We start from the raw sequence: 24,663 nt of genomic DNA on the forward strand, positions 1-24,663 counted from the left end.
GCCTGACATGCGAGCAGAGTCCTTTCTTTACCCTTTGGTTACCTTCTCAAATTCCATAATAGAATCCTTTTTCAAGTTCAAAACTGTAACCAGTTAGAAAAATAGTGTTTCTCTACAGGAAAATATGTTGTGACAAAACGAATAAATTCTTCAGTGCTTACCTGCTTATAAGCATATTTTTCATAATATGTGTGCAGAAAAACCCATCCTTCGTCAATATCCCCATATAACGAAATTAGTTCCCATAGTTTTAAAGCTGGCTGGGCATAGAAAACACCGATTACTTTGGTTTCTTTATAATTATCTAGTGGTAGATTTGAAGGTTTCCCCTTCACCAGAGCTACTTGTTTTCTAAGATTGTCAAAACTGCTCTCATACATCATTTCATCATCGTAAAAGTACATTGCAGTAGCCAATGAAACAATTCCTTCATCTAACCAACCATCATGATATGGATCATTAGAGACAACTCCATAAAACCACTGGTGTGCAATTTCATGAACAACAGTTTCTTTAAAAGATTGGATGCTCTCTTTCGAATTTGTAATAGTACCTGAACCTACGGTGACAATTCCAGGGTATTCCATTGCAATCCCATCAATAATAATATCAAGTTGTTTGTGAGGATATGGACCAATTTTATTTAAAAATGCTTGAAGTGCTTTACTCGAGGTTTCCATCGCTAGTTTTATGGCCTTTTGATTATCTTTACTACCAAAAACTCTTATTTCAACATCCCCTACCCTTTGCGATACCATCTCCATATCCTTTAGAATTCCTATGAATACTTCTTTGGATTTATGGACAGTTACATCTCCGATTTGTCTCATGGCGGATGGATCATTATCAGCAGAGCTTACAAATAAATAACCTGGAGGTACCTGATAAGAGACTTTGAATTCTGAATGACTGGTATGATAAGATTCACTAAAAAAAAGATAACCTTTTTTGTTCCATCCTTTATCGTATGTGGCAAGCATAGGATACGCTTGTGCAAGATAATAACAATTATTTTCCTGAGTAAATCGCAAACCATTTTTGGGGAGGGAGAATTGATAAGTGATAGTAACAAACGTCTTCTCCCCTGGTTGTAATCTTTGAGGCAGCGAGACGGTCAACTTGTCATACGCAAGTTGGTAATTAGCAGTATGATGATTTACTTCTATTTGCTCGATCTTAACCTCGCCTGCGTCTTTTAAAAATTCTGGTTTATTCTTCTTAGTAAAAACGTTAGGAATTAAATAAAAAACGATGTCATCCCACTCGTCTTGAGATCGATTCTCTACTTCCACAACAGCTTTTGCAGAAAAAAGCCCCGCTTTATTCAGCATAAAGGTTAAGTCATACTTTGCAGAGCTCCCGTCAGTGACTGCGTGCGGAGTAAATTTTGACATCTTTTTTTGCTCTACTTCCGTTGAACTGGGCTCTCTTACATCGACATTGCTAACATTCCTTTGCATTACTTGATAAACATTCCCAGCAGTGACAGAAATGCAAAGTACTAGCACGATTGCAATCCCTACTCGTAGTTTTGCCTCCGTTTTTTTGGATGTTGAATAGACCTGACGTCTCCCTTGTACATAGTTTAAGTGAATAGCCATTTGCCCAGGTATAATACCACTGAGTGCACCAATCATAATTGGGACAGCACCAGCAACAGACAATATACCAAAATCTCTCCAAGGGATATCACGATAGGTAAATGAAATCATTGAAAAGCCAAGGAACAATCCACACACGGCTGCAACTGTCCCTAATAAAAACCCTTCCCGAAGAATTAATCCCCGGACGGCACTCTGCGGCCAACCAAATGAAATGAGAAGTAAAAGCTCCGGTTTTCGTTCAGTAACATTTTGCCATACCATCTCAGTTGTAATTAAAAGGGCAATAAAAAAACAAAGTGACATGATCACATAGTAAGTTTTTCCGATTTCGACAGCAGTATATTGCCCTAACCAACTGGTATAAAGGATTCCCTGAAGACGAAAGGAAACGAAGGCAAAGAAAACAAGCAGGCTAGTCGGGACTGACATTGCCAGAATAGAGAGAATACTGCGATATAACCGGTTAAGAATTTGTCCAACAGCCATCCGGAACAAGGAGGTAATTGCAAGATATCGTTGAGCAGTAAACCGGATTTCTCCCTGGTTCATCATTTGCTGCAGGGGAATTTTGCGGCTAATCCAAATGGGAGGAATCGCCCCAAATAAATATAATATCCATCCGATTAAACCAATCGAGAAGAAACGATATGGTGTGATTAGCATATCATTGGATAATAATATGACACCGGCAGCGGCCCAAGAACTAATAGCTACCAAACTTCCTAACATAAATGCTTCAAGGAGCAACATTCGTACCAAATATGCTTGTCTCCAACCTAATGAGAGTAGAATTCCAAATTCTCTCGATCGGGTTAGCAACGTAATCGAATTGGTTGCTAAAACATAGGCTAATGCTAATACAAGAACTATCGTCATAATACCTGTATGGCCCATTGTTGTCTCTTTAATAAGTGGAACAGCACCACCAATTTTCACCCAGAACTGCTCAAACCATCCTATACTGGATTGACCCCCATTTTGAGGAACATGAATAAGGGATGGCTGAGGTGCTGCACCAAAGGTTACAACTGCAACCAGTCCAGTTTCTCTCTCGATTTTTTTGGCAATTGTATTTACTTTTTCCAAGCTCTCTTGATTAACCTCATGTATATTCTTTAATTTGATACGAATGGAAGATATCGCCTTATCGCCAAGGTAAAGTTTGGCTGCTTCCAAAGTTGTGAAAGAAACTGAAGGAGCAGATGTGAAATGATACGGATCACCACTAGCGTTGACTATGGTTGGTGGGTTAATCGGTTGATTATCTTTATCCAATACCCATCTGGACGAGTTGATCCCATAAATCCATAATTTAGATTCGCTTATTGGGTCAGTTGACGAATGTAACTTCTGAGGATCATAGAATCCAATCCATTGCGGATTCATACTATTTTTAATTGGGTAATCAAAACGAACATTACGGAAAGCATGAGTATAGTCAAAGAATGACAATAGTTTAAATTGGTCTGGAACATTTACTGCAACAGGTGTTGCATAATAAGCATGTTCCCATCTATCTAGATAAGGGCTACTAATTGGTAACAGTTTGACTTGACCAGGCTTAACGTAACTGTCAGTCAAACTGATCTGCTCCCCCTTTGTCGATGCAAAATCTACATGAGTCTGGGGATCAATACCGGATAGCACGGAAAGAAGAATACGGTTAACATCCTTGCTATTAAATTCCTTGGAAAATAGGGGGTCTCCTTCAGGCTGAACAGTATCCAGGTAATGAGATCCTCCATTTTGTTTGACGGTTTCAATTGTTTGATGTGCCTCTTCTTTATTGGAGAAAGCAAGAGAAAGCCGCTCCACTTTATATGAGTAAGTAAGATCTGTTCCAAGTTCACTACTCATCAAGATTGGCATATAGGTTTCGGAGTACGGATTCTGTGGTGCGTCAATAATATTATTTCTTGCAAAATCAGTGCGCCGGAAGTATCTGCTGCTTCCAAGAGTCATTGTTGCCTCATTCAAACCGACTAGCTTTGCTTCTGCTTGTGGATCAATACCCATTAATAACTGGTAAACTTTCGTGCCAAGTGGTCTCTGAGGCTTAAAGGAATATATTTCATAAACATTCTTGCTATAATCAGCCGGGGGACGCCAGAAGTTTCCTACAACTTCATATGTCTTGTACGCTCTAACTGGTTTTCCATCTCTTTTCGTTGGATCAAACTCATCAACAGATATCCGATAGATGCCAGGCTGCTTAACGTTGGCTAGATTTTGTTCAAGTAAGGTGATGTCAATATTCATAAAGCCCAAAACTGATAGAGGGGCAGCAATTTCAACTTCATCAATTTTCTTTATCTTTTCATATTGATCAAAACTTATTCCACCGATCATTCCCTGAAGATCGTTCAGATTTATCAATTGGTTTAATTGTGGATTGTTCGAGGATTCATGCGGGACTACCATTATTTCATAGGGGAGATTCCATCGATTTTGTAGTATTTCCTGTACCTTACCTTGTTTAGATTCTGTCAGCCCAACAAAAGAGCTAAGGGATAAGCTGATGATTACAATTCCCGCCAATAACAGTACAAAGCGTTCTGGCTGCCGCCACCAGCTTTTCCAAATATAACGAATCAATGGTAATTACCCCCTCGAGAATCTTCGACAATCTCCCCATCCCTCATACGTACGATCCTGTCAGCTTGTTCTGCAATTCTGAGGTCATGTGTAATCAGAATAATGCCTGCACCTTTTTCTTGCTGAAATCTTCGCAATAATTTACATATCAATTCTGAATTATTAGTATCTAGATTTCCTGTAGGTTCGTCGGCCAATAACCACTTAGGTTCATTCACAAGAGCACGGGCAATAGCAACTCTCTGTTGTTCACCTCCGGAAAGCTGTGAGGGTAACGCATTTTTCTTATGTTCGAGTCCTACCCACTTGAGCAGTTCCTCCGCTCGAACCCGTTTGTTATAAGGGACTCGTCTAGGTAGTAAAGGCGCCATTATATTCTCTAGAGATGTAAGTGTGGGCAACAAATGGAATTGTTGAAAAACAAATCCTATATGTTGAAACCGGAAATCGGCTAACTGACTGCCGTGCAGTCTCGATAAATCTTCCTGTCCATATAAAATGTTGCCCTCTGTAGGATTATCAAGAGTACCAATTAGGTTAAGCAGTGACGATTTACCAGAGCCTGAGGGACCGACAATCGCTGTGAACTCTCCTTGATGGAAATGGATGTTGATACCATATAATGCGTTTGTTACTACGCCATCCCCAGTATATACTTTCTTGATATTATTCAGTCGGATACTTGTAACCAAATGAATCCTCCTTAACTTACCTGTGCAGATTGTCTATCCAACATAGCAAGCAGCTGTTCAAATTCTGTAATCTCATGAATTTCGATGACTTCTCCAGCAGGACCAACTAGTACTGCCGTGGGTGCTTTCGTAACATAGTAAGAAGAAAAAAGATCATTGGAACGTATTAACGGAATACCTTCTGGAACCTCCATCGTATCTTGCAGACTAATTCTTCCTGCTATCATAATTATTTTAAGATTATGATCAAATTGTAAGAGCTTATTTATATGAGGAATGATAGATTTACATGTACCGCATGTATCTTGAACAAAAAATAGTAGTGTAAGATATCCATTACTTTCAGCGAGAGCTATTGTTCTGCCATGTTGATCTTTTTCACGAAAAAGAGGTGCTCTTTGCCCCAAGACCAAACTGGGTATTTCAACTTTTTTATCCTCTAATCGAAAACGATTGAGAAATTGTACAACCAATTTTAATAAAAAATAGATAATTAGTGTTTGCAGCAACAGTAAAATCCATAGGAGAATATGGGAAATTAAATAACCATCTTGCATTTTTAAATCATCCTTATTAAAAAGTTAATTTTTAAACATGGTGTGAATACCTTTAGAGAGTTTTATTAATTGTTGAATTGTATTGAAAAATACTAGAGTTGTACAACAAACGAGTAAACTTTGAAGAATACGTAGATTAAAAAAATTAGAAGGATCGCCGTTCCAGATTGAATCAATGCTTATAACCACGGTAGGATGTTTCGTAAGCCAAATACAAATAAATACTAGAATGCAATTCCTAACTACTAGTAGCCAAGAAATTTTATGGTTACCAACAATCCCCCCACAACCACATGATATCTCCGTTCTTCCGCGCATTAAATTAACTATGATTGCAGTGGTATAGAGAGTGATAAGAGAAATGGCAGCTAGTACTGTGGATTTCTGAAATAGCCCCAATAACAACAATGAACCCGTTATGGCCTCTGCGATCATATTAAGATTTACAAATGGCCTTACTAAGGAGGTGGGAATTATTTTATACTCTCTTACCGTTGCAATATGTTCCTGAAAATACTTCATTTTTGAATAAGTTGAACTTAGAAACATGACCCCTAATAAAAAACGAAAGTATAAAGCTAACTCTTCCACTCGACAGGTTCCCTCCCCTCGGTAAATTCATTCTCAGAAAACCACTGAGCTTGCTCTCGGTACATATGATAGTATTCAAGTTTAAGCTCCATTAATTCTTTATGGGTGCCCTGTTCAACAACTTTACCCTCTTTCATAACGATTATTCGGTCAGCTAATCTAGATGCTGCCATTCGATGAGAGATAAAGATTGCTAACTTATCTTGTGTAAGGAGCTTGAATTTGTTGAATATTTCAACTTCAGCTATTGGATCAAGTGCCGCTGTAGGTTCGTCTAGAATAATAATTTGACTATCACGAAATAGCGCTCTTGCTAGAGCTATCTTTTGCCATTGTCCTCCCGATAGTTCCTCTCCGTCGGCTAGCCACTTACCTAGGATTGTCTCATAACCTTTAGAATAGCTCTGTACAAAGGTCTCTACGCCACTGAGCCCTGCTACTTTGGACAAACGTTCAAAATCATTGATAAAATCAACATTTGATATTCCGATGTTTTCTCGAATGGATAAACTGTATCGAATAAAATCTTGGAAAATTACAGTCATATTTCTATTCAATGATTCTGGGTCAATCTCAGAAATATCAACTCCATCAATCAATATTTTACCTTTCGTTACAGGGAATAATCCTAATAAGCATTTGATTAATGTAGTCTTACCAGAACCGTTCGCTCCCACAATAGCAATTTTCTCATTTGGTTTTATATGTAAATTAATATTATCTAAAATATTTTCACTGTTGTCAGTATATGTGAAAGAAACATTTTCAAATCGGATACCATCTACGGTAATTTGCGGAAACACCTTTTCCCTAATATTTCTAAGGATTAATGTATTATGATATTCCTCAAATTTGAAAAATTCTTCTATATATAGCTTTTCCTCAAATATTTTTGCAAACGATTCAGAAAGTCGATTTAATGAACTTTGAGTTCCTTGGATAGCTTGTCCAATAGCTATAAAGTCACCAATACTCATTTTAATAATCTGAGCTAACCAGACCATACAAATTATTATTCCTAAGTAGAAAACTGCTTGAAATCCTTCTATTCCAACACTGGCTACATGTGTTTTGAATGTCAGTTTTTGAGATTCTTCTGCATTCTTAATAAATTTTGAAGACCACCTGTTTATTAAAAAAGTAGATAGCCCAAACAACCTAATTTCCTTTGCAACTTGTCTATCTTTTAGCAAATATGAATAATATGAGATCTCCCGTTGTAACGGAGTTTGAGTTACATGAAGGTTATATCTTTTTTTTCCAAATCGTAAGTGAACCATAAAAATCGGAAAAACTGTCAAAATACAAACAACAACTAGACTCCAATGAACGGTCACTAAAAATGCACAAAACGAAACGAAACTTATCGCCGACTCAATAACATTAAAAAAGCTCCGTATTGGAGAAAGAAATCGAACACCACCCTCAGTTATCCTGTCAACATGATTATAGAATTCGGGATTTTCAAAATGAATTATGCTTATTGATGTAATTTTTTTATAAATTCTCCTTTTCATTTCATGCTCTATCTTGTATTCAGTTGACAAGTCAAGGTATTGCTTAAAGTTAGAGGAAATAGCTATCAGTATGGTTAACATGAATTGAAATAATAATAACCAGAATAGTACGTCGTATTCTCTTGAATTGTTTTGGAATACATTTGATATTTGATTGATAACTTCCTTGGTAACCCATAACGAAACAAAAGGAATGCAACCAATTATCAGGGTTAATATGATGGAAAAAACAACCCATAATTTTGAACTTTGCCATACAAATAAAATTGCTTTTGCCAAGTATGAATTCATAATTATTTACACCAATACATTATTTTTATGTTTGTTTATGTAATCAATTGCCTTTTCCGGTAGCTCAAACTCCTTTAAAATTACTCCATTTTCATCTATCACCCAAATAGTTGGAAAACTTATGATCTTACATTGCGAAAGAATGAAAGGGTCAACCGGAATAATATTCACTTGATCTTTATAAGCCTCGTTGAACTCTGCGACTTCCTCCGAAGGTGAATTTTCAAGAAGACAAAGAAAATTAACTTGTTTGTTAATATTCAAATGTAGCACTTCTTCAACCGAATGGTGACAAGAATAGCAAGTGGGTGAAGCAACAATTACTAAACTACGCTCATAATTTAGATAGGCTGAAATATCAATAATGGAGGAAAGGTTTATCCCTGTAAAACTAGATCTAAATCTATTTTGTTGATGTGTTTCAGGTAAAAAAGAAAGTTCAGTCTTCATTCTTTTGAATTGAAGTAGAATTCCAACTAATACGATTCCCCATAAAAAAGCAAAACCATAATGTGCATAAACCACTTGTTCACCATCATCCTTAAATTACTAGTTAAAAAGGAGGCCATCATGGGCTCTCCCTTTTAACTTTGCTTGATTTCGAGAAACTATGAACCTTTTAGGAGCAGCAACCATACGTATTTGAGCCCCATTGGCATACTTCTCCGCTTCTTGTGTCGATTTGGGCATCTTGTTTAATTCTCCCTGAAGCGCATGCTGAGTAAGTAGTATGGCATTTAGTAGTCCATTTTTTGTATGCACTATCAGCGCATGAAACATATGCCGGCGTAACCCCAAAAGCACTTGTTAACTTTTCAAACATTATGTCTTCACCTCCTTTTCCTAACAGGGAAAATTTTATAATAATTTACTAATTTTGTAATTGAGTTTGCTACAAAAAGCTTGTATTCGACTACTAAATGTAAATTTCGACAGACGAATGTAAAAAATTAGAAATTGACTCTTTGACTTACATTAAACTTATGGTTATTATTGGTAATTGGATAAGCTTTTTATTTACGAAGATAAATAATCAAAATTAGTAAATGAGAAATTCCAAGCGAGGAGAAGTTATGCTTTGTAGAACAGTCGTTGCTGATAGTCAACAAAAATTTCGTAATAATCTGGTCTCCTTTCTAAGAGAAAATCAGCTTGACGTTATCGGAGAAACAGGAGAGGGAAAACAAATAAAAGATTATGTCGTGCATTTGAACCCTGATATCATATTTTTAGAAATTGATTCCTCTAAAATAGATGGTATTAATTTAGTAAAACAACTACATATTAGATTTCCTCAGATGGGGATGGTCTTGATTGGAAGGTCCACAGAATTTGCTTCATTTGCCTTTGATATGGAAGCTATTGATTACCTAGTAAAACCAATTACTCAGGAACGGTTATTTTGCTGTCTAAAAAAAATTGCTTTATATCAAAAAGGAGTTAATGATTCTTTGTTTATGAAAAATAATAAAATTGGTTTTCGACTCATGGGTGAAGTGCAATCAGTCGACCAAAATCATATTTTATTTATTTCATCTGAAAATAGGGAAACAAAGGTCTATATAAATAACGGTTCTAAAATAAAAGTGATTAGTATCAAGGAAAGTTTAATATCATTAGAATCTAGATTAAACCCCGATATATTTATCCGTACTCATAGAAGTTTTATTATTAACTTAAACAATGTTTGTAAAGTATACCAATCTGGACAGACGTTTATTGCTACTTTTAATGGTGCCAGAGAGGTTGCATATATAAGTAGGAATTGCATTTCCGAGGTATATAAATCTTTGAATGTAATCTAAAATCCATCCTAAATGGGCTCCAGCTCTTGCGACAAAAAAGAATAAAAAGAGGACTCTGTTTCGCCTGGCATGCGAGCAGAGTCCATTTCTTTATCCTTTGGTTGCTTTTTCAAATTTTGATAATTGGTGCTTGGCTCCAAAAACAATTAACAGATCATCTACTTTCAAGGGTTCATCTGCATGCGGGTTACTGATAATACGCTCGTCCCTTCTGATCGCAACGATGGTTACTCCGAATTGCTCTCTTATCCGGTTTTCCTTGATGGTTTGGCCCACCAACTGAGAGCGAGACTGCACGATGATTTCTTCCACATTATACTCTTCCCGATTGGCTTGAAAGATGGTATCTACGAAATCCACACTGATTGGCTTCAGAATCGACATGGCCATTCGCTTGCCGCCAATGTTGGAAGGACTAATGACTTTGTCAGCACCTGCCCGATGCAGCTTCTCCTCTGTTTCTGGCCTCTCTGCACGAGCAACGACCTGAATTTTTGGATTGATCCCTTTAGCTGTAAGAGAAATAAATACATTATCAGCGTCTTGCGGCAAAGTTGCAACCAATCCAGCCGCTCGTTCAATTCCCGCTTCCAGCAACACACGGTCTTCTGTGGCATCACCTTCAATAAACAGTACGTCTTTGGGCAATCCCTCGAGGTGTGTGGTGTCCCGGTCAATGACGACCACAGGCACGGCTTCCTCTAGCAAGGCAGCAACCACTTGATGCCCTACCCTTCCTAGCCCGCAAATAATGATATGATTCTCTGATTGGGTAATGGAGCGATTCATCTTTTTCCTCCACATCGTCTTGGATAATTTCCCTTCCACAATACTGGCCACAACTGCTCCAAGTGCATAAGTTACAAGTCCTACCCCGATAGGAATGATAATAAGTGCAAATATTTTCGAGGCGAATGATTTCGGAATTACATCTCCATAGCCAACCGTAAGAAGGGAGATCGTTGTCATCCAAAACGCATCAAAAAAAGGAATGTTATCAATGTAACTGAACCCGACAGCTCCTGTCAGAACGATCAGGACGAGACCGATAATAATCAGTACGACTTTACGATAGGTGCTCATTCATGTCCCTTCTATCTGTTATCTGAACTTTTTTACAAACCGATAACCTGTGATGTTGAAGCCTAAGTCTTTGTAAAATTGATGCGCCTCTTCTTCCCGGCCAAATCCACTAACCAACCACGTACCGATGCAGCCTTGTTCTTTTGCCAAATGATCGGCATATTCCATCAGTTGGCGGCCAACTCCTTTTCTACGTGCTTCTTGATCAACAACAATAGATGATATTTCCCCATATTTCGTGACATCCTCAATGTTTTCACGAATACGGTACGACATCACACCATAAATCCGCTCATTTTCCTCCCAAACATACAGTGAATCGAAAGGGCTACTCTCCACAAATTCGATTCGATTCATCATCTCCTGCTCCGATACTTCATGCCTGCTTAGTTGCGCCATCAACTCACTGAGTCTTTTACTGTCTTGCATCTTTGCCTTGCGAATATGAATGGACATCCTTTTCCTTCCCTCCGCTTACCTATCAATTCCTGAAAATACCTTTCAACACGAAAAGCCTCTTTCCTTTTACCGGGAGAGAGACTCGTTAGTTTTTCTTTCCTCTATAAATCAGGAATCTGCCAATTGATTGGTGCGATACCCGTCTTCTCAAGGAACTGATTAGCTTTGGAAAAAGGACGGCTGCCAAAAAATCCTCGATGCGATGAAAGCGGACTTGGATGCGGTGATCGAATAATGTAGTGATGATTTTTCGTAATCAACTGCTGCTTGTCTTGGGCATGCTTCCCCCAGAGAATAAATACGACTGGTTGTTCACGGTCATTCAATGTGGTAATCACCTTGTCTGTAAAGGTCTCCCAACCAACTCCTTTATGTGAGTTCGGCTGACTCTCACGAACGGTCAAGACAGTATTCAGCAAAAGAACTCCTTGCTTCGCCCACGAGACCAAGTGTCCGTGATTCGGAATCGTACACCCCAAGTCAGCTTGCAGTTCCTTGAAGATATTTTGTAAAGATGGCGGAGCGGGAACCCCAGGCTTCACAGAAAAACTTAAGCCATGGGCTTGTCCTGGACCATGATAGGGATCTTGTCCGAGAATGACAACCTTCGTTTCTTCATACGAAGTGTAGTTCAAGGCGTTAAATATATCGTAGCGATCCGGATAGATCGGACCCGAATTGTATTCGTTCACCAAAACTTCCCGAATCCGCAAATAGTATGGCTGTTCAAATTCTTGGTTCAAATATTGAGCCCAATCATTTTTGAGAATTTTCATCATAACACTTCCCGAATTAGCTTTTCTAATATCCATTTACTATTTCATCATAAGGCAAAACAGACCTTTAGCAAATCCCCCCCTTGACCTCGAGTATACTCTAGCTTTTATGATGAACTTAAGAGAGGATGTGCGCACATATGCTTCTCAAAATTAGCGAAGTTGCAGAAATGCTGAACATTTCCATCCATACCATCCGCTACTACGAAAAACTGGGGATGATTCAGGTAAATCGCCAAAACAGCATTAGAGTATTCACAGAGCAGGACGTGAAGCTGCTCCGTGCCATTTTAGAGTGGAAAGAACTAGGATTTACCCTGGAGCAAGTAAAAACAATTGCCGCATTGGAAAAAAACGGACTAGGCTGCAAAGATGTTCAGCTTAATGAGTTAAAAGAAGGCTTGGCCCTTACAAAACTGGAAGAATTGAAAAAACTCCGTGTACAAATTGATACCAGCATTCACGAATTGGAGAGGTTTCTTTCTGTTGTGAAAATTTTACAAGAAAAAGGAGAGTTCACATGAACTGTCTAATTGTGATAGCGCATCATAACCCTGCCAGCTATAACCATGCCATCCTTCAAACAGTCAAAGACGAGTTGACCGCATCTGGACATCAAGTAAGAGTGCGAGATTTATATCAAATGAACTTCAACCCGAATCACATACCCATTCCAGGCACGGTGCCAACTGATATTGCTATAGAACAAGAGCATATCCGCTGGGCAGAAAAAATGATTTTCATCTACCCAACCTGGTGGACGAACATGCCTGCGATTCTCAAAGGATACATTGATCGTGTCTTTACCTATGGATTTGCCTATCAGTTTGTAGACAACAAGCTGGTTGGACAGTTTGCAGACAAACAGATATTTTTATTTACTACTACGAACAACCGAGAAGAAGACTACCGAAGCTCAGGAATGCTTGCCAGTATGAGTCAGGTTGTCGATGAGGGAGTATTTCGCTTCTGCGGAGTACGCCATCTAACCCATACGTATCTCTCTCATATTCATGGGATTACGGATGCTGAACGCAGTGCCTTGTTAGATGAAGTAAAAGAATGTATTCGGCGAGAACTGCTCGTCATCACATAAGTAAACCAAAACTTATAAAGCCACAGGAACGGAATTACCGTCTCTGTGGCTTTCTTTTTTGCAGGAATCAAGAATTAAAAATCAATATGATCCGGGTCTGGGCCAAAACGTTTATTTTGGTTTAAACCAGAAATTCTCTCCATGTCATCTGCACTAAGCTCGAAATCAAAAACATTCGAATTCTCAATGATACGGCTCTCGGTAATGGACTTAGGGATCGTGACTACGCCATTTTGTAAATCCCAGCGAAGGACAATTTGTGCAGGAGATTTGCCGTATTTTTTGCCTAGCTCATGCAATAGTGGAATGTCGAGATTTCCTTGCATGAGAGGGCTCCATGCTTCCAGTTGAATCTCATTTTTCTTGCAGAATGTCAGAAGCTCATCCTGAGTAAGTAATGGATGGTATTCTACCTGATTTAACATCGGCTTTACTTGGCAATCGGCAAGGATATCCTCGAGGTGATGAATCTTGAAGTTACTAACCCCAATCGCACGAACCAAACCATCGCTATAAAGCTTCTCCAATGCTTTCCATGTTTCTGTGTATTTTCCTACTACTGGCCAGTGAATCAGATACAGATCGAAATACTCCACGCCCACTTTGCAACGGCTTTCTTCAAATGCTGCCAGAGTGCTTTCGTAGCCTTGGTCAGAGTTCCATACCTTGGTGGTAATAAACAATTCCTCACGAGGAACGCCTGATTCCTTGATGGCTTTCCCGACACCTTCTTCATTTTTATAGATGGCAGCCGTATCAATACTGCGATAGCCGGCTTTTATTGCTGCCTTTACCGAATTCTCTACATCATTTCCTTCGCTTACTCTCCAAACGCCGAGGCCGAGCCACGGCATTTTAACTCCATTATGTAAAGTAGTAGTATCTGAAATTTTGGTAGTCACAATACAATCCTCCTTAAACGATAGATTTGTTAGTTACTTACACTTCCTCATTTTACCACACTTCTAGTTGAAAGAAAGTAAATCAATTTAAAAAAGTGAAAGCTGTTGACCAAAAAGATCAACAGCTTATCATATGCAAACCTCTTAAATTTCAAATGAACTTTTTAACGACACAATTCGGTTAAACACTAACTTGTCTGCCGTAGTAACCTTCGGATCTACATTGAAGTATCCGTGACGGAAGAATTGGAACTTGTCATGAGCCTTGGAATCCTTCATGTTTGGCTCTACAAATCCATGTTGGATCTCCAGTGAATTCGGATTGACATGGTCCAGGAAGGTTTCTCCCTCTTCTTCCTTCGCATCGAGGATTAACGGTTCGTATAGACGGAATTCAGCCGCTACTGCTTGGCTTGCTTCCACCCAGTGAAGCGTTCCTTTTACTTTGCGACCCGTGAAGCCTGAGCCGCTCTTCGTTTCAGGGTCGTATGTGCAGTGAAGCTCAACCACATTGCCTTCCGCATCTTTGATGACCTCATTGCATTTGATGAAATACGCATGCTTGAGACGAACTTCATTACCAGGGAAAAGGCGGAAATACTTCGCAGGCGGATTTTCCATGAAATCGTCTTGCTCTACATATATCTCCCGGGAGAACGGAATTTGTCTTGTTCCCATCTCTGGGTTCTCCGGGTTAATTTCTGCATCCAGCATCTCTACTTGGCCTTCTGGATAATTCGTAATGACGACTTTCAGTGGTCGAAGTACAGCCATCGTACGAGGTGCTTTCAATTTGAGATCCTCACGAATGAAGTGTTCCAACATTCTCTCGTCTACTACGCTATAGGCGCGAGCTACTCCGATTTCACGGCAGAAGTTGCGAATCGCTTCTGGAGTGTATCCTTTGCGACGCAATCCGGAGATGGTAGGCATACGAGGGTCATCCCATCCATCCACATAGTTCTCATCGACCAATTGTTTCAATTTACGCTTGCTCATAACGGTATTGGTGATATTCAGACGAGCAAACTCGTATTGATGCGGTACACTCACTGTCTCACACTCACGAATCACCCAATCATAAAACGGGCGTTGATCCTCGAATTCCAGGGTACAGATCGAATGCGTAACCCCTTCGATCGCATCTTCCAACGGATGAGCAAAGGCGTACATCGGATAAATGCACCATTTGTCACCAGTATTATGGTGAGTGGCATGGGCAATACGGTAAATGACCGGGTCCCGTAAATTGATATTCGGGGAAGCCATGTCGATTTTGGCACGAAGCACTTTTTCACCGTCTTTAAATTCGCCCTTGCGCATACGTGCGAACAAATCCAGATTTTCTTCTACTGAGCGATTGCGGTGTGGGCTATCTTTACCCGGCTCGGTCAATGTACCACGAGTTTCTCTGATTTCGTCCGCAGATAAATCATCTACGTAGGCTTTGCCTTTTTTAATAAGAAGAACGGCTTTATCGTACATCTCTTCGAAATAATCGGAGGCAAAGAACAAACCGTCCCAATCAAACCCCAACCATTTCACATCTTCTTTGATTGATTCAACGTACTCCACATCTTCTTTCAGCGGGTTCGTATCATCAAAACGCAAATTTGTTTTCCCTTTGAACTCATCCGCCACTTCAAAATTCAGGCAAATGGATTTGGCATGTCCGATATGTAGGTATCCGTTAGGCTCCGGCGGGAAGCGAGTAACGATCGTATCTACCTTCCCGGACTTCAGGTCTTCTGCAATGATATTTTTTATAAAATTGGATGAAGCCGATTTGTTTTCCACTGATATCAACCTTTCTCAACTGAAAACTGGCATCCACGCGTCAATCTCAACGCAGATGCCCTCTCTAACAGTCTGATTATCTTGTATTCAATAATACTGATTACCTAGCAAGGTTTCAACCTGTCGTCTGTCTCTGCAGGGCAATACGGTAAGGAAACAAGGTAGCTGTCATGACTTTGTGCTTGACTGCCGGGTCATTTTCCATGATATTTCTTGCCTCTTCCTCCGAATCTACCTCTAAAATTACGATACCAAATGTGTTTTCATCCATTGTAAGAGTTCTCCCCGCCAGCACAACTTTTCCTTCCTCTGTTAATCCCTTCAGGACAGCAAAATGGTCCCCTACGATTCGTTCGTCTTCATTCGTCCAATTGGATTGCTCGAACAAGTGTGGGACCAGCTTTAAAACGTATATGAACTGTTTCTTCTGTTCTTCCATTCCGATGCCTCTTTTCTAGTGGTTCATCATTAATATGACAAAACACCCGATTGGTTAGTTACAGAATAGTACACAAACAACACCGAAGAAAAGTCGAACGATTTCAATATTTTCAAGTTATTTACCTTAATTAAAATCAATATTATCGATATGAATATGACTGCGTGCAATTTTTTGCGCATAACGCAACATTTTGCATAGTATTTTAGTTTATGACCCTTTCTTTTCCTCATTTTTTTCACGATTGGTTGATTGGCAAAAGAGTTGCATTAGTAATTCGATGGTGGAAGAACAAAGGGGTTATGCACATGCTTGACAGACAAACCAATCAATCGTTATCCAGAATTACAATCATCACCGGTCATTATGGGTGTGGCAAGACAGAATTAGCGATTAACTTGGCGAGAACTTCTCGTGCAGCCGGCAATCAGGTTGCAATTGCTGATTTGGATGTGATTAACCCCTATTTTCGTTCAAGGGAAATGAACCATGTGTTCGAAAACGAGGGGATAATCGTTATTGCTCCCAAAGGTGAGCTGGCCACTTCTGACCTGCCAGTCGTTTCCGGGGAAATATATCGATACATCGACGATCCATCCTTTCATCTGATTATTGACGTAGGTGGCGATCGGGACGGAGCATTAGCAACTGGACAGTATGCACCACAACTGCAATCACATCAGCCAGACGTTTTGTTTACTGTTAATGCAAACCGACCTGTAATCAGTCACGTAGAAGGTATTGTTGAAAACGTTTCCAAAATTCAAAAGTCACTTCGCCTTCCCATTACTGGATTCGTGAATACGACGAACTTGGGGTCGGAGACGACTTGGGATGATATTGAAAGGGGCTTACAAGTTACTGAGGCTGCATCCGAACAACTCAAGATACCATTTCTCTTCAGTTGTGTTGTCTCATCTTTAGCTAATCAAGCAAAAGAAACTTATCCAAACCACGATTGGTTCGAGATTGAACGTTATATGAAGTTGCCGTGGGAGTAGAATCCGCAGGGAGGGTTATTCATGCAAGAATCCAAGGTGTTATTTAAAGAAGAAATATGCAAGGGTTGCGGACTGTGCGTTTCTGTCTGTCCCGTATCAATTATTTCGTTAGCTGATTCCATTAACGGAAAAGGCTATCATCCTGCACAAGTAGCTGATCAAGAGAAATGCATCTCCTGTACCTTCTGTGCAATCGTATGCCCTGACTCGGTCATAACTGTATTCCGACCTGTCAAACAATCCAAAATTACAGCGTAGCAAAGAGGGGGGACTCCACACATGGCAAAGGTATTAATGAAAGGCAATGAAGTATTAGGTGAAGCAGCCGTTCAAGCAGGCTGTAAATATTTTTTCGGTTACCCGATTACTCCCCAGAATGAACTGGTTTCCTATATGGCGGAGCGTCTGCCAGAAGTAGGCGGAGCTTTCGTACAAGCTGAAAGTGAAGTTGCAGCGATCAATATGGTGTACGGTGCTGCAAGTGCAGGCGTTCGTGTAATGACTTCCTCTTCAAGTCCGGGAGTCAGCTTGATGCAAGAGGGAATTTCCTATTTGGCAGGGGCCGAGCTTCCAGCCGTTATCTGTAATATGATGCGTGGGGGCCCTGGCTTGGGTACGATCCAACCAGCTCAATCCGACTACTTCCAAGCGGTAAAAGGCGGTGGGCATGGTGATTACCGTCTCCCTGTTCTTGCTCCGGCAAGTCTCCAAGAGATGGTTGATCTGATGGCAGATGCTTTTGACATAGCCGATCAATATCGTACACCTGTCATGCTATTAGGTGATGGAATGATGGGTCAAATGATGGAGCCTGTTGAATTCAAAGAGCGTCCGAAAAAAGAGCTCCCTGAAAAAACATGGGCAACCAATGGTGTAAAAGGAGACGGACCTGCTAAATCGGTAACCTCTCTGTTCCTTGATCCGGAAGATTTAGAAAGACATAATGAACACTTGGATGCAAAGTTCAAGCAAATTGAGGCAAACGAAGTCCGTTTCGAGTCTTATCTCACGGAAGACGCTGATGTGATCCTGGTTGCTTACGGAACCATGGCTCGTATCGTGAAGAATGTCGTAAATAAAGCTCGTCAAAATGGTCTGAAAGCAGGACTTATTCGTCCGATCAGCTTGTGGCCGTTTCCTCAACAACCATTTACAGATACAGTAGGCCATGTAAAAGCATACCTCACCGTTGAGATGAGCACAGGTCAAATGATTGAAGATGTCAGACTCGCAGTAAACGGCAAAAAACCTGTTTACTTCAACGGTCGTGCCGGTGGTATGGTACCTACACAAGACAGCATCTTGAAATCGGTAGAGCAAATTCTTGAGGGGGTAATGGCATGAGCACATCTACAACTACCATGCAGCCTGTTTTCACCAGAACAACTGGACTGAAAGAAAAGGAAACCCATTACTGCCCAGGCTGTACACACGGAATCGTTCACCGCATGGTGGGTGAAGTGTTAGAAGAAATGGGCGTTTTGGAGGAAACCGTTGGGGTTGCTTCTGTTGGCTGTTCTGTACTTTCTTATGAATACTTTAACGTCGACATGACGCAAGCGCCTCATGGTCGTGCACCAGCCGTTGCCACTGGCGTGAAACGTGTATTGCCGGATCGAATTGTGTTCACCTATCAGGGTGACGGAGACCTAGCTTCCATCGGTATGGGTGAAATCGTCCATGCTGCTGCGAGAGGCGAAAATATCACCGTAATCTTCTGTAACAACGCCATCTACGGAATGACTGGCGGACAAATGGCTCCTACAAGCTTGATCGGTCAAAAAACAACTACCACTCCAGGCGGACGTTCTGCTCAGGCACAAGGTGCTCCGATTCGTGTAGCTGAAATGTTGGCAACATTAGATAGCGTGGCTTACATCGAACGGGTATCCACACATGACGTGAAAAATCTGCGCAAAACCAAACAAGCTCTGCGCAAAGCTTTTGAAACCCAACGTCAAGGACTTGGCTTCTCACTCATTGAGATTCTCTCTACCTGTCCAACCAACTGGGGCTACAGCCCGGAAGAATCTCTCACATGGGTTAACGATAATATGATTCCTGTTTATCCATTAGGTGTTTTCAAAGACAAAGAAGGGGTGAAGTAGATGTTACATGAAGTTGTACTCGCTGGCTTTGGCGGTCAAGGTGTAATGTCGATGGGGCAGTTATTGGCTTATGCTGGAATGCTTCAAGACTATCATGTCTCCTGGTTACCTTCTTATGGACCTGAACAAAGAGGTGGAACAGCCAACTGTGCGGTGATCATTTCTGATGAACCAGTTGGAGCACCTGTCGTAAATCACCCTACCGCTGCGATTGTGCTGAACAATCCTTCTTTTGACAAGTTTGAACCGACAGTTTTGCCTGATGGCATCCTGATCGTAAACTCAGCTTTGATTGATCGCAAATCGACTCGCACTGATATTCAAGTGATTGAGATTCCTGCGAACGACATCGCTGCACAACTCGGAAATACGCAAATTGCGAACATGATTTTGCTGGGAGCTTTTATCGAATTGACCAAAGCTGTCTCCATTGATGCCATTTTGGAGTCACTGAAAAAAGTACTCCCTGAACGCAGACATCACTTGATTCCTTTGAACAAACAAGCTCTGGAAAAAGGTGCGGAACTCTGCAGGGAGCATTTGTTGCAAGCAGCAATCTAACAGATGTACTGAAATTATCGACCCCACTTCACATCGATTGGAGTAGGGGTCTTTCATTTTATTCCCTGCAATTTGTAATTAACTCATCTCCGCAGGAAATACTATCTGGGATTATGAAGAGGTATGAGTGTCCGAAAAAGGGGAGACATGCAGCTATGGGCTTTGCTAACGGTTTTAACCTGAAAACGGGGCAATTATACAGCTTGGACACACTTCCTTCCCCTCCCGAATACCCTCAATTAGAAGAAGATATTCGCTGTGACGTTCTTATCATCGGTGGCGGTGAGGCTGGAGGGCTCTGTTCATACTACCTGACACAGAATCAAGTTGACACTGTATTGATTGAACGCAGAAAAATCGGTCACGGGAGCACGAGCGCAAATACGGGTCTCATTCAATTTACCAACGACAAATCATTAACCTCATGTATTCATTCATTCGGGGAAGAAAAAGGAGTGCGCTATTACAAACTGTGTGAAAAGGCAGTCGAAGACCTGGGCCAAATCGCTTCCACTCTGGAGATTAATCCCGACTATAAAAGAAGAGACAGCTTGTACATAGCCAGTTCCCCTCAAGATGTTCCATCTCTGCAACAAGAGTACCACACCCTGAAAAAGCATGGCTTCCCAGTCAAATATATGACTAAAGAAGAGATCGAAGGAACCTTTTCCTTTTCCAGGGCTGGAGGCATTTATGGGAGTGGTGATGCTGAACTCAATCCCTTCAAATTAGCCAATGGTTTGGTTTATGAAAGTGCCAAAAAAGGTATGCGTGTTTTTCAGGAAACGGATATTGTAAGCCATATTTTCGGAAAAGACTCGATAACTTTTATCACGAAAAACCGTAAAAAAATTACTGCAAAAAAAGCCATTATTGCCACAGGATATGAAACGCAAAAGCAGTTCAAGCGTAATCCGAATGCAGCACTAGCTAGTGCGTATGCTATCGCAACCCAGCAGCTAGAGGATTTCCCTGGCTGGCATAATCGTTGTTTAATTTGGGAGACGGCTAGGCCCTATCTCTTTATGCGTACCACGGCGGATAATCGGATCATAGCAGGTGGCTTGGATGAACCGACCTATCAATCTGGGAAAAGGGACTCCATGCTCCTGCATAAACGAGATATACTCTTACAAAAAGTTCAAGAGTTGTTCCCTCAGATTACAAATCTCCGAGCAAACTATTATTGGTCAGCAACATTCGGTACAACGCATGATGGCCTTCCGATGGTAGGTTCTCAAGAGGATTACCCTCATTGTTATTTTGCACTCGTATATGGAGGGAACGGCACAGTATATAGTACAATTGCTGCCGAAATCCTAAGTGACCTTATCATTAAAGGCAGGCATCCCGATGCTGAGCTTTTCCGTTTTGAACGTCAACCATCTTTGACAATGGTTTAGGTGAGTGGTTGTACATGATAAAAACCACCCGAACGGTAACGGGTGGTTTCTCAACTTAATCTCTTTTTTCTAAACGGTTAATGATATTTCGTGCAATCCAAACCCCGGCAGCTCCCGCTTGAGCCAATCCCCTTGTCACACCTGCTCCGTCTCCGCCACAGAACAACCCTTTAATCTCTGTTTCAAATTCCTCTGTAAGCTTTGGTCGAGCTGAGTAGAATTTGGCCTCAACGCCGTAGAACAATGTGTGTTCGGAAGCAATACCTGGAGTTACTTTATCAAGCGCTTCGATCATTTCAATCAAGCTCTTCATTGTGTTGTAAGGGAGAACTAATCCAAGATCACCAGGAACTGCCTCTTTCAGCGTAGGCTCCAGGAACCCTTCTTTGATTCGAGATTCGGTTGAACGTCTTCCTCTCAGGATATCACCATACTTCTGGACGATGACTCCACCGTTGGACAAGTCATTTGCTCTCTTGCAAATCTCACGAGCATATTCGTTTGGCTTATCAAATGGATCGGTGAATTTGTGTGATACCAATAGCGCAAAGTTGGTATTCGTAGAACCTAGCGCAGGATCTTTGTAAGAATGACCGTTTGCCGCCATAACTCCACTGTGATTCTCAACAACTACGTGCCCGGATGGATTGCTACAGAAGGTACGCACACGGGTTCCAACTGACGTATTGTAAATGAATTTACCTTCATACAAATGCTCGTTAATCTCTCTCATCACAACATCGGATGTCTCTACTCGTACTCCTACATCCACCTGGTTGTTGATCATTTTTAATCTTCTTTTCTTCAAGATTTCCGTTAACCAAGCAGAACCGTCCCTACCAGGAACGATAACGACATGATCGCTCAGGTATTCCTCTCCGTTTTTCAACGTAACACCTTGAACACGGTAACCGTCTTCATCCTTGGCCGTAATAATATCTTCCACTTCTGTTTTGAACTGCATATCAATTCGAGTCTTCAGGTATTCGTAGATCGATGCAAGGATTTCAAGATTCTGCTCTGTCCCCAAGTGTCTTACTTGTGCTCGCAACAACTTGAGACCTGCTGCAAATCCTCGTTGCTCGATATCTTTCACGACTTCTGTTGTTGGGTCTGTAATGTTAGGAGTTGCGCCGTGCTCCAAGTTAATGGAATCCACGTATTTAATCAGGTCCAGAACTTTGGACGGGCTGATGTAATCCGTCATCCAGCCTCCAAATTCAGTAGTAATATTAAACTTCCCATCACTGTAAGCTCCTGCGCCACCGAAGCCACCTGTGATTGAACAGGCCGGCAAACATCCTGCATATTCCTTTTTACCCGCTGCAGGAGGGCACAATTTGATTTTTTCTTCAAGAATCGGACATCGTCTGCTGTAAATGTCGTGTCCTTTATCCAGTAACAGTACTTTGGATCCCGGAGATTTCAAGGTCATTTCATAGCTTGTAAAAATACCAGCAGGCCCGGCGCCAATAATGATCACATCGTATTTGTTCATCGTATCCTCCCGTTTATACCAATTCTCGTTGTCATTTTTCTACTGTTCCCAAAAAAAATTCCTAACCAGTCAAATGGGTATGAGAAGTCTCACCCCATTCGTAGTTAGGAATTTACGGTTCCTTGTAGAGACCCTCAAACCGTATCTTGAGGATATACGAATAGACCAAATGTATTTTTTGTTTTTTGACAATTTGTATGGTATAGCAGAAAGGCTTACATGTCAATAGTGCATTATATGTTATATTCGCCTTTAAGCAAAATCAATCTGTTTACGCTTGCTATTATCAATGAAAAACACCAAAAAACACGAACGTTTATTTTTGCTAACAGCCAATTCCGAATAACTCATCTCGATAATATTACCGAACAATAGTATGTTATGCGAAGCTTTTATTCGCCTTTGCTAACTGCACGTTTCAACTTCACGCTTGCTTCATACGTATCCGTAGCCAAACTGATAGCGGAAATGACGGAGACCCCATCTGCCCCTGAATCGATGACAAGCGATGCATTGTGCGAGTCGATTCCACCAATTCCTACGATCGGGATGTGAATCCCCTTCTGACGCATCACTTGAATTGCCTCGGGCCCCTGTGCTGCTTTAGCATCTTCCTTGGTCGAGGTAGAAAAGATTGGACCAACACCAAGATAGTCTGCACCGTGTTCAATTGCCTTCCTCGCCTCATCTACTGTATATGCCGACACGCCAAGAATTTTGTCGCCAATTCTCTGCCTCACTTCCTTGGCTGATTCGTCTTCCTGACCGACATGCACCCCATCAGCATCAAGGGCAATCGCCAAATCCACATCATCATTCACAATAAACGGAATGTTATGTTGCTTGCACACCTCCTGAAGCTTCTTCGCAAGATCGAATTTTGCTGCTCCAGCTAGTGCTGTATGGCCTTTTTCACGAAATTGAAACAGCGTGATTCCGCCTCGAATCGCCTCTTGAAGGACGAATACCGGGTCTTTTTCACAATTGTTACTGCCCATAATGAAGTAAAGAGACAGTTGTTTCCGCAAAGCTGCATTATTCATTTGCATGATGGTTTACCCCATTTACCCGTCTTCTGTTATATGCCCAATGATTGGTGGGTCCATGACCCAATCCAATACCCAATTCATCTTCAATCGCTGCTGAAATAAACTGCTTGGCTGTCATGACCGCTTCTGATACACTTCTGCCTTTCGCCAACTCTGCTGTGATTGCTGCGGCGAACGTACACCCTGTTCCATGGGTATGTCTAGTCGATACACGCTTGCTCTCGAAAGAAATGAATTCCTTCCCGTCGAACAAAAGGTCAATGACCGTTTCCTCATCATCGGCATGACCACCTTTCATAACCACGTGTCTTGCTCCCATCTCGAATAAGGAACGGGCTGCTTGCTTTCTTTTTTCCAGCGAGTCAATCGTTATAGCTGTCAACAATTCAGCTTCCGGGATATTCGGGGTAACGACCATAGCCAACGGCAGCAAGTGTTCTCTCAATGATTGAATTGCCTCCTGCTGCAACAGCGGAGATCCTCCTTTGGCAACCATGACAGGGTCAACAACAAGCTTGTTCCATCCGTATGTTTTCACTTGGTCGGCAACAGAACGGATAATCTCTCCACTGAACAACATCCCTGTCTTGACTGCATCGGTACCCATATCTTCACCGATGGCGATGATTTGCTTCTCCACGGCTTCGACTGGTAACGGATAGACTCCGTGCACACCCAACGTATTCTGTGCAGTAATCGCCGTTAATGCTGACATTCCGAATACTCCGAGCTCTTGAAAGGTTTTGAGATCCGCTTGAATGCCAGCACCTCCACCACTGTCCGATCCGGCAATTGTTAATGCCTTATATGGTTTCACCATCTTTTCCAACCTCATTTCT

Annotated in this window: 24 protein-coding genes and 1 riboswitch; of the genes, 9 read left to right on the forward strand and 15 right to left on the reverse strand. The window is 41.2% G+C overall.

Annotated features, from left to right (window positions below; genetic code table 11):
- Window positions 1–77: 77 nt before the first annotated feature.
- The 6 genes from ACPW7N_RS09665 to ACPW7N_RS09690 are packed head-to-tail and all read right to left on the reverse strand — an operon-like array spanning window position 78 to window position 8,372.
- On the reverse strand, window positions 78–4,199 hold the full coding sequence (locus tag ACPW7N_RS09665; RefSeq protein ID WP_425650856.1) for an FtsX-like permease family protein: 4,122 nt from the start codon (window positions 4,197–4,199) through the stop codon (window positions 78–80).
- Window positions 4,196–4,891 (reverse strand): ABC transporter ATP-binding protein, encoded by a 696-nt coding sequence (locus ACPW7N_RS09670; RefSeq protein WP_425650857.1) that lies wholly within the window; start codon window positions 4,889–4,891, stop codon window positions 4,196–4,198. The genes ACPW7N_RS09665 and ACPW7N_RS09670 overlap by 4 nt, the downstream gene beginning before the upstream one ends.
- Window positions 4,892–4,902: 11 nt before the next feature.
- Complete coding sequence (locus ACPW7N_RS09675; protein WP_425650858.1) at window positions 4,903–5,448, reverse strand: TlpA family protein disulfide reductase; 546 nt, start codon at window positions 5,446–5,448, stop codon at window positions 4,903–4,905.
- A 24-nt stretch (window positions 5,449–5,472) separates the two neighbouring features.
- The gene (locus tag ACPW7N_RS09680) at window positions 5,473–6,039 is read right to left on the reverse strand and encodes a MauE/DoxX family redox-associated membrane protein (RefSeq protein WP_425650859.1); all 567 of its coding nucleotides are present in this window, start codon (window positions 6,037–6,039) and stop codon (window positions 5,473–5,475) included.
- Window positions 6,027–7,847 (reverse strand): ABC transporter ATP-binding protein, encoded by a 1,821-nt coding sequence (locus ACPW7N_RS09685; protein ID WP_425650860.1) that lies wholly within the window; start codon window positions 7,845–7,847, stop codon window positions 6,027–6,029. Before ACPW7N_RS09685 ends, ACPW7N_RS09680 begins: the two co-directional genes overlap by 13 nt.
- Before the next feature lie 6 nt (window positions 7,848–7,853).
- Window positions 7,854–8,372: a hypothetical protein gene (locus ACPW7N_RS09690; RefSeq protein WP_425650861.1), complete on the reverse strand. Its 519-nt coding sequence runs from the start codon at window positions 8,370–8,372 to the stop codon at window positions 7,854–7,856.
- A gap of 548 nt (window positions 8,373–8,920) precedes the next feature.
- Here ACPW7N_RS09690 and ACPW7N_RS09695 point away from each other — a divergent pair.
- Window positions 8,921–9,652, forward strand: a complete 732-nt coding sequence (locus ACPW7N_RS09695) for a LytR/AlgR family response regulator transcription factor (RefSeq protein WP_425650862.1) — start codon at window positions 8,921–8,923, stop codon at window positions 9,650–9,652.
- Between the two features lie 90 nt (window positions 9,653–9,742).
- Here ACPW7N_RS09695 and ACPW7N_RS09700 read toward each other — a convergent pair whose 3' ends face one another.
- The 3 genes from ACPW7N_RS09700 to ACPW7N_RS09710 form a co-directional block, all read right to left on the reverse strand.
- Window positions 9,743–10,735, reverse strand: a complete 993-nt coding sequence (locus ACPW7N_RS09700) for a potassium channel family protein (protein WP_425650863.1) — start codon at window positions 10,733–10,735, stop codon at window positions 9,743–9,745.
- Window positions 10,736–10,753: 18 nt separating this feature from the next.
- Window positions 10,754–11,191 (reverse strand): GNAT family N-acetyltransferase, encoded by a 438-nt coding sequence (locus tag ACPW7N_RS09705; protein ID WP_425650864.1) that lies wholly within the window; start codon window positions 11,189–11,191, stop codon window positions 10,754–10,756.
- 104 nt (window positions 11,192–11,295) lie between these two features.
- On the reverse strand, window positions 11,296–11,970 hold the full coding sequence (locus tag ACPW7N_RS09710) for a uracil-DNA glycosylase (RefSeq protein WP_425650865.1): 675 nt from the start codon (window positions 11,968–11,970) through the stop codon (window positions 11,296–11,298).
- Window positions 11,971–12,110: 140 nt separating this feature from the next.
- Between ACPW7N_RS09710 and ACPW7N_RS09715 the strand changes: the two genes are divergently transcribed.
- Entirely contained in the window at window positions 12,111–12,494 is a 384-nt protein-coding gene (locus ACPW7N_RS09715) for a helix-turn-helix domain-containing protein (protein ID WP_425650866.1), read from the forward strand.
- Window positions 12,491–13,066: an NAD(P)H-dependent oxidoreductase gene (locus tag ACPW7N_RS09720; RefSeq protein ID WP_425650867.1), complete on the forward strand. Its 576-nt coding sequence runs from the start codon at window positions 12,491–12,493 to the stop codon at window positions 13,064–13,066. Before ACPW7N_RS09715 ends, ACPW7N_RS09720 begins: the two co-directional genes overlap by 4 nt.
- Window positions 13,067–13,140: 74 nt before the next feature.
- Here ACPW7N_RS09720 and ACPW7N_RS09725 read toward each other — a convergent pair whose 3' ends face one another.
- The 3 genes from ACPW7N_RS09725 to ACPW7N_RS09735 form a co-directional block, all read right to left on the reverse strand.
- On the reverse strand, window positions 13,141–13,920 hold the full coding sequence (locus ACPW7N_RS09725; protein WP_425650920.1) for an aldo/keto reductase: 780 nt from the start codon (window positions 13,918–13,920) through the stop codon (window positions 13,141–13,143).
- A 192-nt stretch (window positions 13,921–14,112) separates the two neighbouring features.
- Window positions 14,113–15,774, reverse strand: a complete 1,662-nt coding sequence (locus tag ACPW7N_RS09730; RefSeq protein ID WP_425650868.1) for a glutamine--tRNA ligase/YqeY domain fusion protein — start codon at window positions 15,772–15,774, stop codon at window positions 14,113–14,115.
- 106 nt (window positions 15,775–15,880) lie between these two features.
- Window positions 15,881–16,204, reverse strand: coding sequence for a YciI family protein (locus tag ACPW7N_RS09735; RefSeq protein WP_425650869.1), 324 nt, complete (start codon window positions 16,202–16,204; stop codon window positions 15,881–15,883).
- 308 nt (window positions 16,205–16,512) lie between these two features.
- Between ACPW7N_RS09735 and ACPW7N_RS09740 the strand changes: the two genes are divergently transcribed.
- From ACPW7N_RS09740 to ACPW7N_RS09765, 6 genes are all read left to right on the forward strand, one after another.
- Window positions 16,513–17,205 carry an ATP-binding protein gene (locus tag ACPW7N_RS09740; protein ID WP_425650870.1) on the forward strand — a complete coding sequence of 231 codons (693 nt, stop codon included), beginning with the start codon at window positions 16,513–16,515 and terminating at the stop codon, window positions 17,203–17,205.
- A gap of 21 nt (window positions 17,206–17,226) precedes the next feature.
- On the forward strand, window positions 17,227–17,463 hold the full coding sequence (locus tag ACPW7N_RS09745) for a 4Fe-4S dicluster domain-containing protein (RefSeq protein WP_425650871.1): 237 nt from the start codon (window positions 17,227–17,229) through the stop codon (window positions 17,461–17,463).
- 21 nt (window positions 17,464–17,484) lie between these two features.
- The gene (locus ACPW7N_RS09750; protein ID WP_425650872.1) at window positions 17,485–18,549 is read left to right on the forward strand and encodes a 3-methyl-2-oxobutanoate dehydrogenase subunit VorB; all 1,065 of its coding nucleotides are present in this window, start codon (window positions 17,485–17,487) and stop codon (window positions 18,547–18,549) included.
- Window positions 18,546–19,313, forward strand: coding sequence for a thiamine pyrophosphate-dependent enzyme (locus tag ACPW7N_RS09755; RefSeq protein ID WP_425650873.1), 768 nt, complete (start codon window positions 18,546–18,548; stop codon window positions 19,311–19,313). Before ACPW7N_RS09750 ends, ACPW7N_RS09755 begins: the two co-directional genes overlap by 4 nt.
- Window positions 19,314–19,874, forward strand: a complete 561-nt coding sequence (locus ACPW7N_RS09760) for a 2-oxoacid:acceptor oxidoreductase family protein (RefSeq protein ID WP_425650874.1) — start codon at window positions 19,314–19,316, stop codon at window positions 19,872–19,874. It abuts the gene before it with no gap.
- A gap of 155 nt (window positions 19,875–20,029) precedes the next feature.
- Window positions 20,030–21,277: an NAD(P)/FAD-dependent oxidoreductase gene (locus ACPW7N_RS09765; RefSeq protein WP_425650875.1), complete on the forward strand. Its 1,248-nt coding sequence runs from the start codon at window positions 20,030–20,032 to the stop codon at window positions 21,275–21,277.
- 55 nt (window positions 21,278–21,332) lie between these two features.
- Here ACPW7N_RS09765 and ACPW7N_RS09770 read toward each other — a convergent pair whose 3' ends face one another.
- From ACPW7N_RS09770 to thiD, 3 genes are all read right to left on the reverse strand, one after another.
- Window positions 21,333–22,775, reverse strand: coding sequence for an NAD(P)/FAD-dependent oxidoreductase (locus ACPW7N_RS09770; RefSeq protein WP_425650876.1), 1,443 nt, complete (start codon window positions 22,773–22,775; stop codon window positions 21,333–21,335).
- An 81-nt stretch (window positions 22,776–22,856) separates the two neighbouring features.
- Window positions 22,857–22,955, reverse strand: a riboswitch (purine riboswitch).
- Window positions 22,956–23,167: 212 nt separating this feature from the next.
- Entirely contained in the window at window positions 23,168–23,827 is a 660-nt protein-coding gene (gene thiE / locus ACPW7N_RS09775) for a thiamine phosphate synthase (protein ID WP_425650921.1), read from the reverse strand.
- A complete protein-coding gene (gene thiD / locus ACPW7N_RS09780; RefSeq protein ID WP_425650922.1) occupies window positions 23,811–24,644 on the reverse strand; it encodes a bifunctional hydroxymethylpyrimidine kinase/phosphomethylpyrimidine kinase in 834 nt (277 codons plus the stop codon). The genes thiE and thiD overlap by 17 nt, the downstream gene beginning before the upstream one ends.
- Window positions 24,645–24,663 lie beyond the last annotated feature (19 nt).

It is taken from the genome of Brevibacillus nigriterrae (assembly GCF_049846925.1).
In the GTDB taxonomy this organism is placed as follows: Bacteria; Bacillota; Bacilli; order Brevibacillales; family Brevibacillaceae; genus Brevibacillus_H.

Bases quoted from the DNA above. Each gene is read 5' to 3' on its own strand.
- ACPW7N_RS09675 (WP_425650858.1), bottom strand. From the start codon at position 5,448: ATGCAAGATGGTTATTTAATTTCCCATATTCTCCTATGGATTTTACTG.
- ACPW7N_RS09685 (WP_425650860.1), bottom strand. From the start codon at position 7,847: ATGAATTCATACTTGGCAAAAGCAATTTTATTTGTATGGCAAAGTTCA.
- ACPW7N_RS09695 (WP_425650862.1), top strand. From the start codon at position 8,921: ATGCTTTGTAGAACAGTCGTTGCTGATAGTCAACAAAAATTTCGTAAT.
- ACPW7N_RS09700 (WP_425650863.1), bottom strand. From the start codon at position 10,735: ATGAGCACCTATCGTAAAGTCGTACTGATTATTATCGGTCTCGTCCTG.
- ACPW7N_RS09705 (WP_425650864.1), bottom strand. From the start codon at position 11,191: ATGTCCATTCATATTCGCAAGGCAAAGATGCAAGACAGTAAAAGACTC.
- ACPW7N_RS09710 (WP_425650865.1), bottom strand. From the start codon at position 11,970: ATGAAAATTCTCAAAAATGATTGGGCTCAATATTTGAACCAAGAATTT.
- ACPW7N_RS09715 (WP_425650866.1), top strand. From the start codon at position 12,111: ATGCTTCTCAAAATTAGCGAAGTTGCAGAAATGCTGAACATTTCCATC.
- ACPW7N_RS09720 (WP_425650867.1), top strand. From the start codon at position 12,491: ATGAACTGTCTAATTGTGATAGCGCATCATAACCCTGCCAGCTATAAC.
- ACPW7N_RS09725 (WP_425650920.1), bottom strand. From the start codon at position 13,920: ATGCCGTGGCTCGGCCTCGGCGTTTGGAGAGTAAGCGAAGGAAATGAT.
- ACPW7N_RS09735 (WP_425650869.1), bottom strand. From the start codon at position 16,204: ATGGAAGAACAGAAGAAACAGTTCATATACGTTTTAAAGCTGGTCCCA.
- ACPW7N_RS09740 (WP_425650870.1), top strand. From the start codon at position 16,513: ATGCTTGACAGACAAACCAATCAATCGTTATCCAGAATTACAATCATC.
- ACPW7N_RS09745 (WP_425650871.1), top strand. From the start codon at position 17,227: ATGCAAGAATCCAAGGTGTTATTTAAAGAAGAAATATGCAAGGGTTGC.
- ACPW7N_RS09750 (WP_425650872.1), top strand. From the start codon at position 17,485: ATGGCAAAGGTATTAATGAAAGGCAATGAAGTATTAGGTGAAGCAGCC.
- ACPW7N_RS09755 (WP_425650873.1), top strand. From the start codon at position 18,546: ATGAGCACATCTACAACTACCATGCAGCCTGTTTTCACCAGAACAACT.
- ACPW7N_RS09760 (WP_425650874.1), top strand. From the start codon at position 19,314: ATGTTACATGAAGTTGTACTCGCTGGCTTTGGCGGTCAAGGTGTAATG.
- ACPW7N_RS09765 (WP_425650875.1), top strand. From the start codon at position 20,030: ATGGGCTTTGCTAACGGTTTTAACCTGAAAACGGGGCAATTATACAGC.
- ACPW7N_RS09770 (WP_425650876.1), bottom strand. From the start codon at position 22,775: ATGAACAAATACGATGTGATCATTATTGGCGCCGGGCCTGCTGGTATT.
- thiD (WP_425650922.1), bottom strand. From the start codon at position 24,644: ATGGTGAAACCATATAAGGCATTAACAATTGCCGGATCGGACAGTGGT.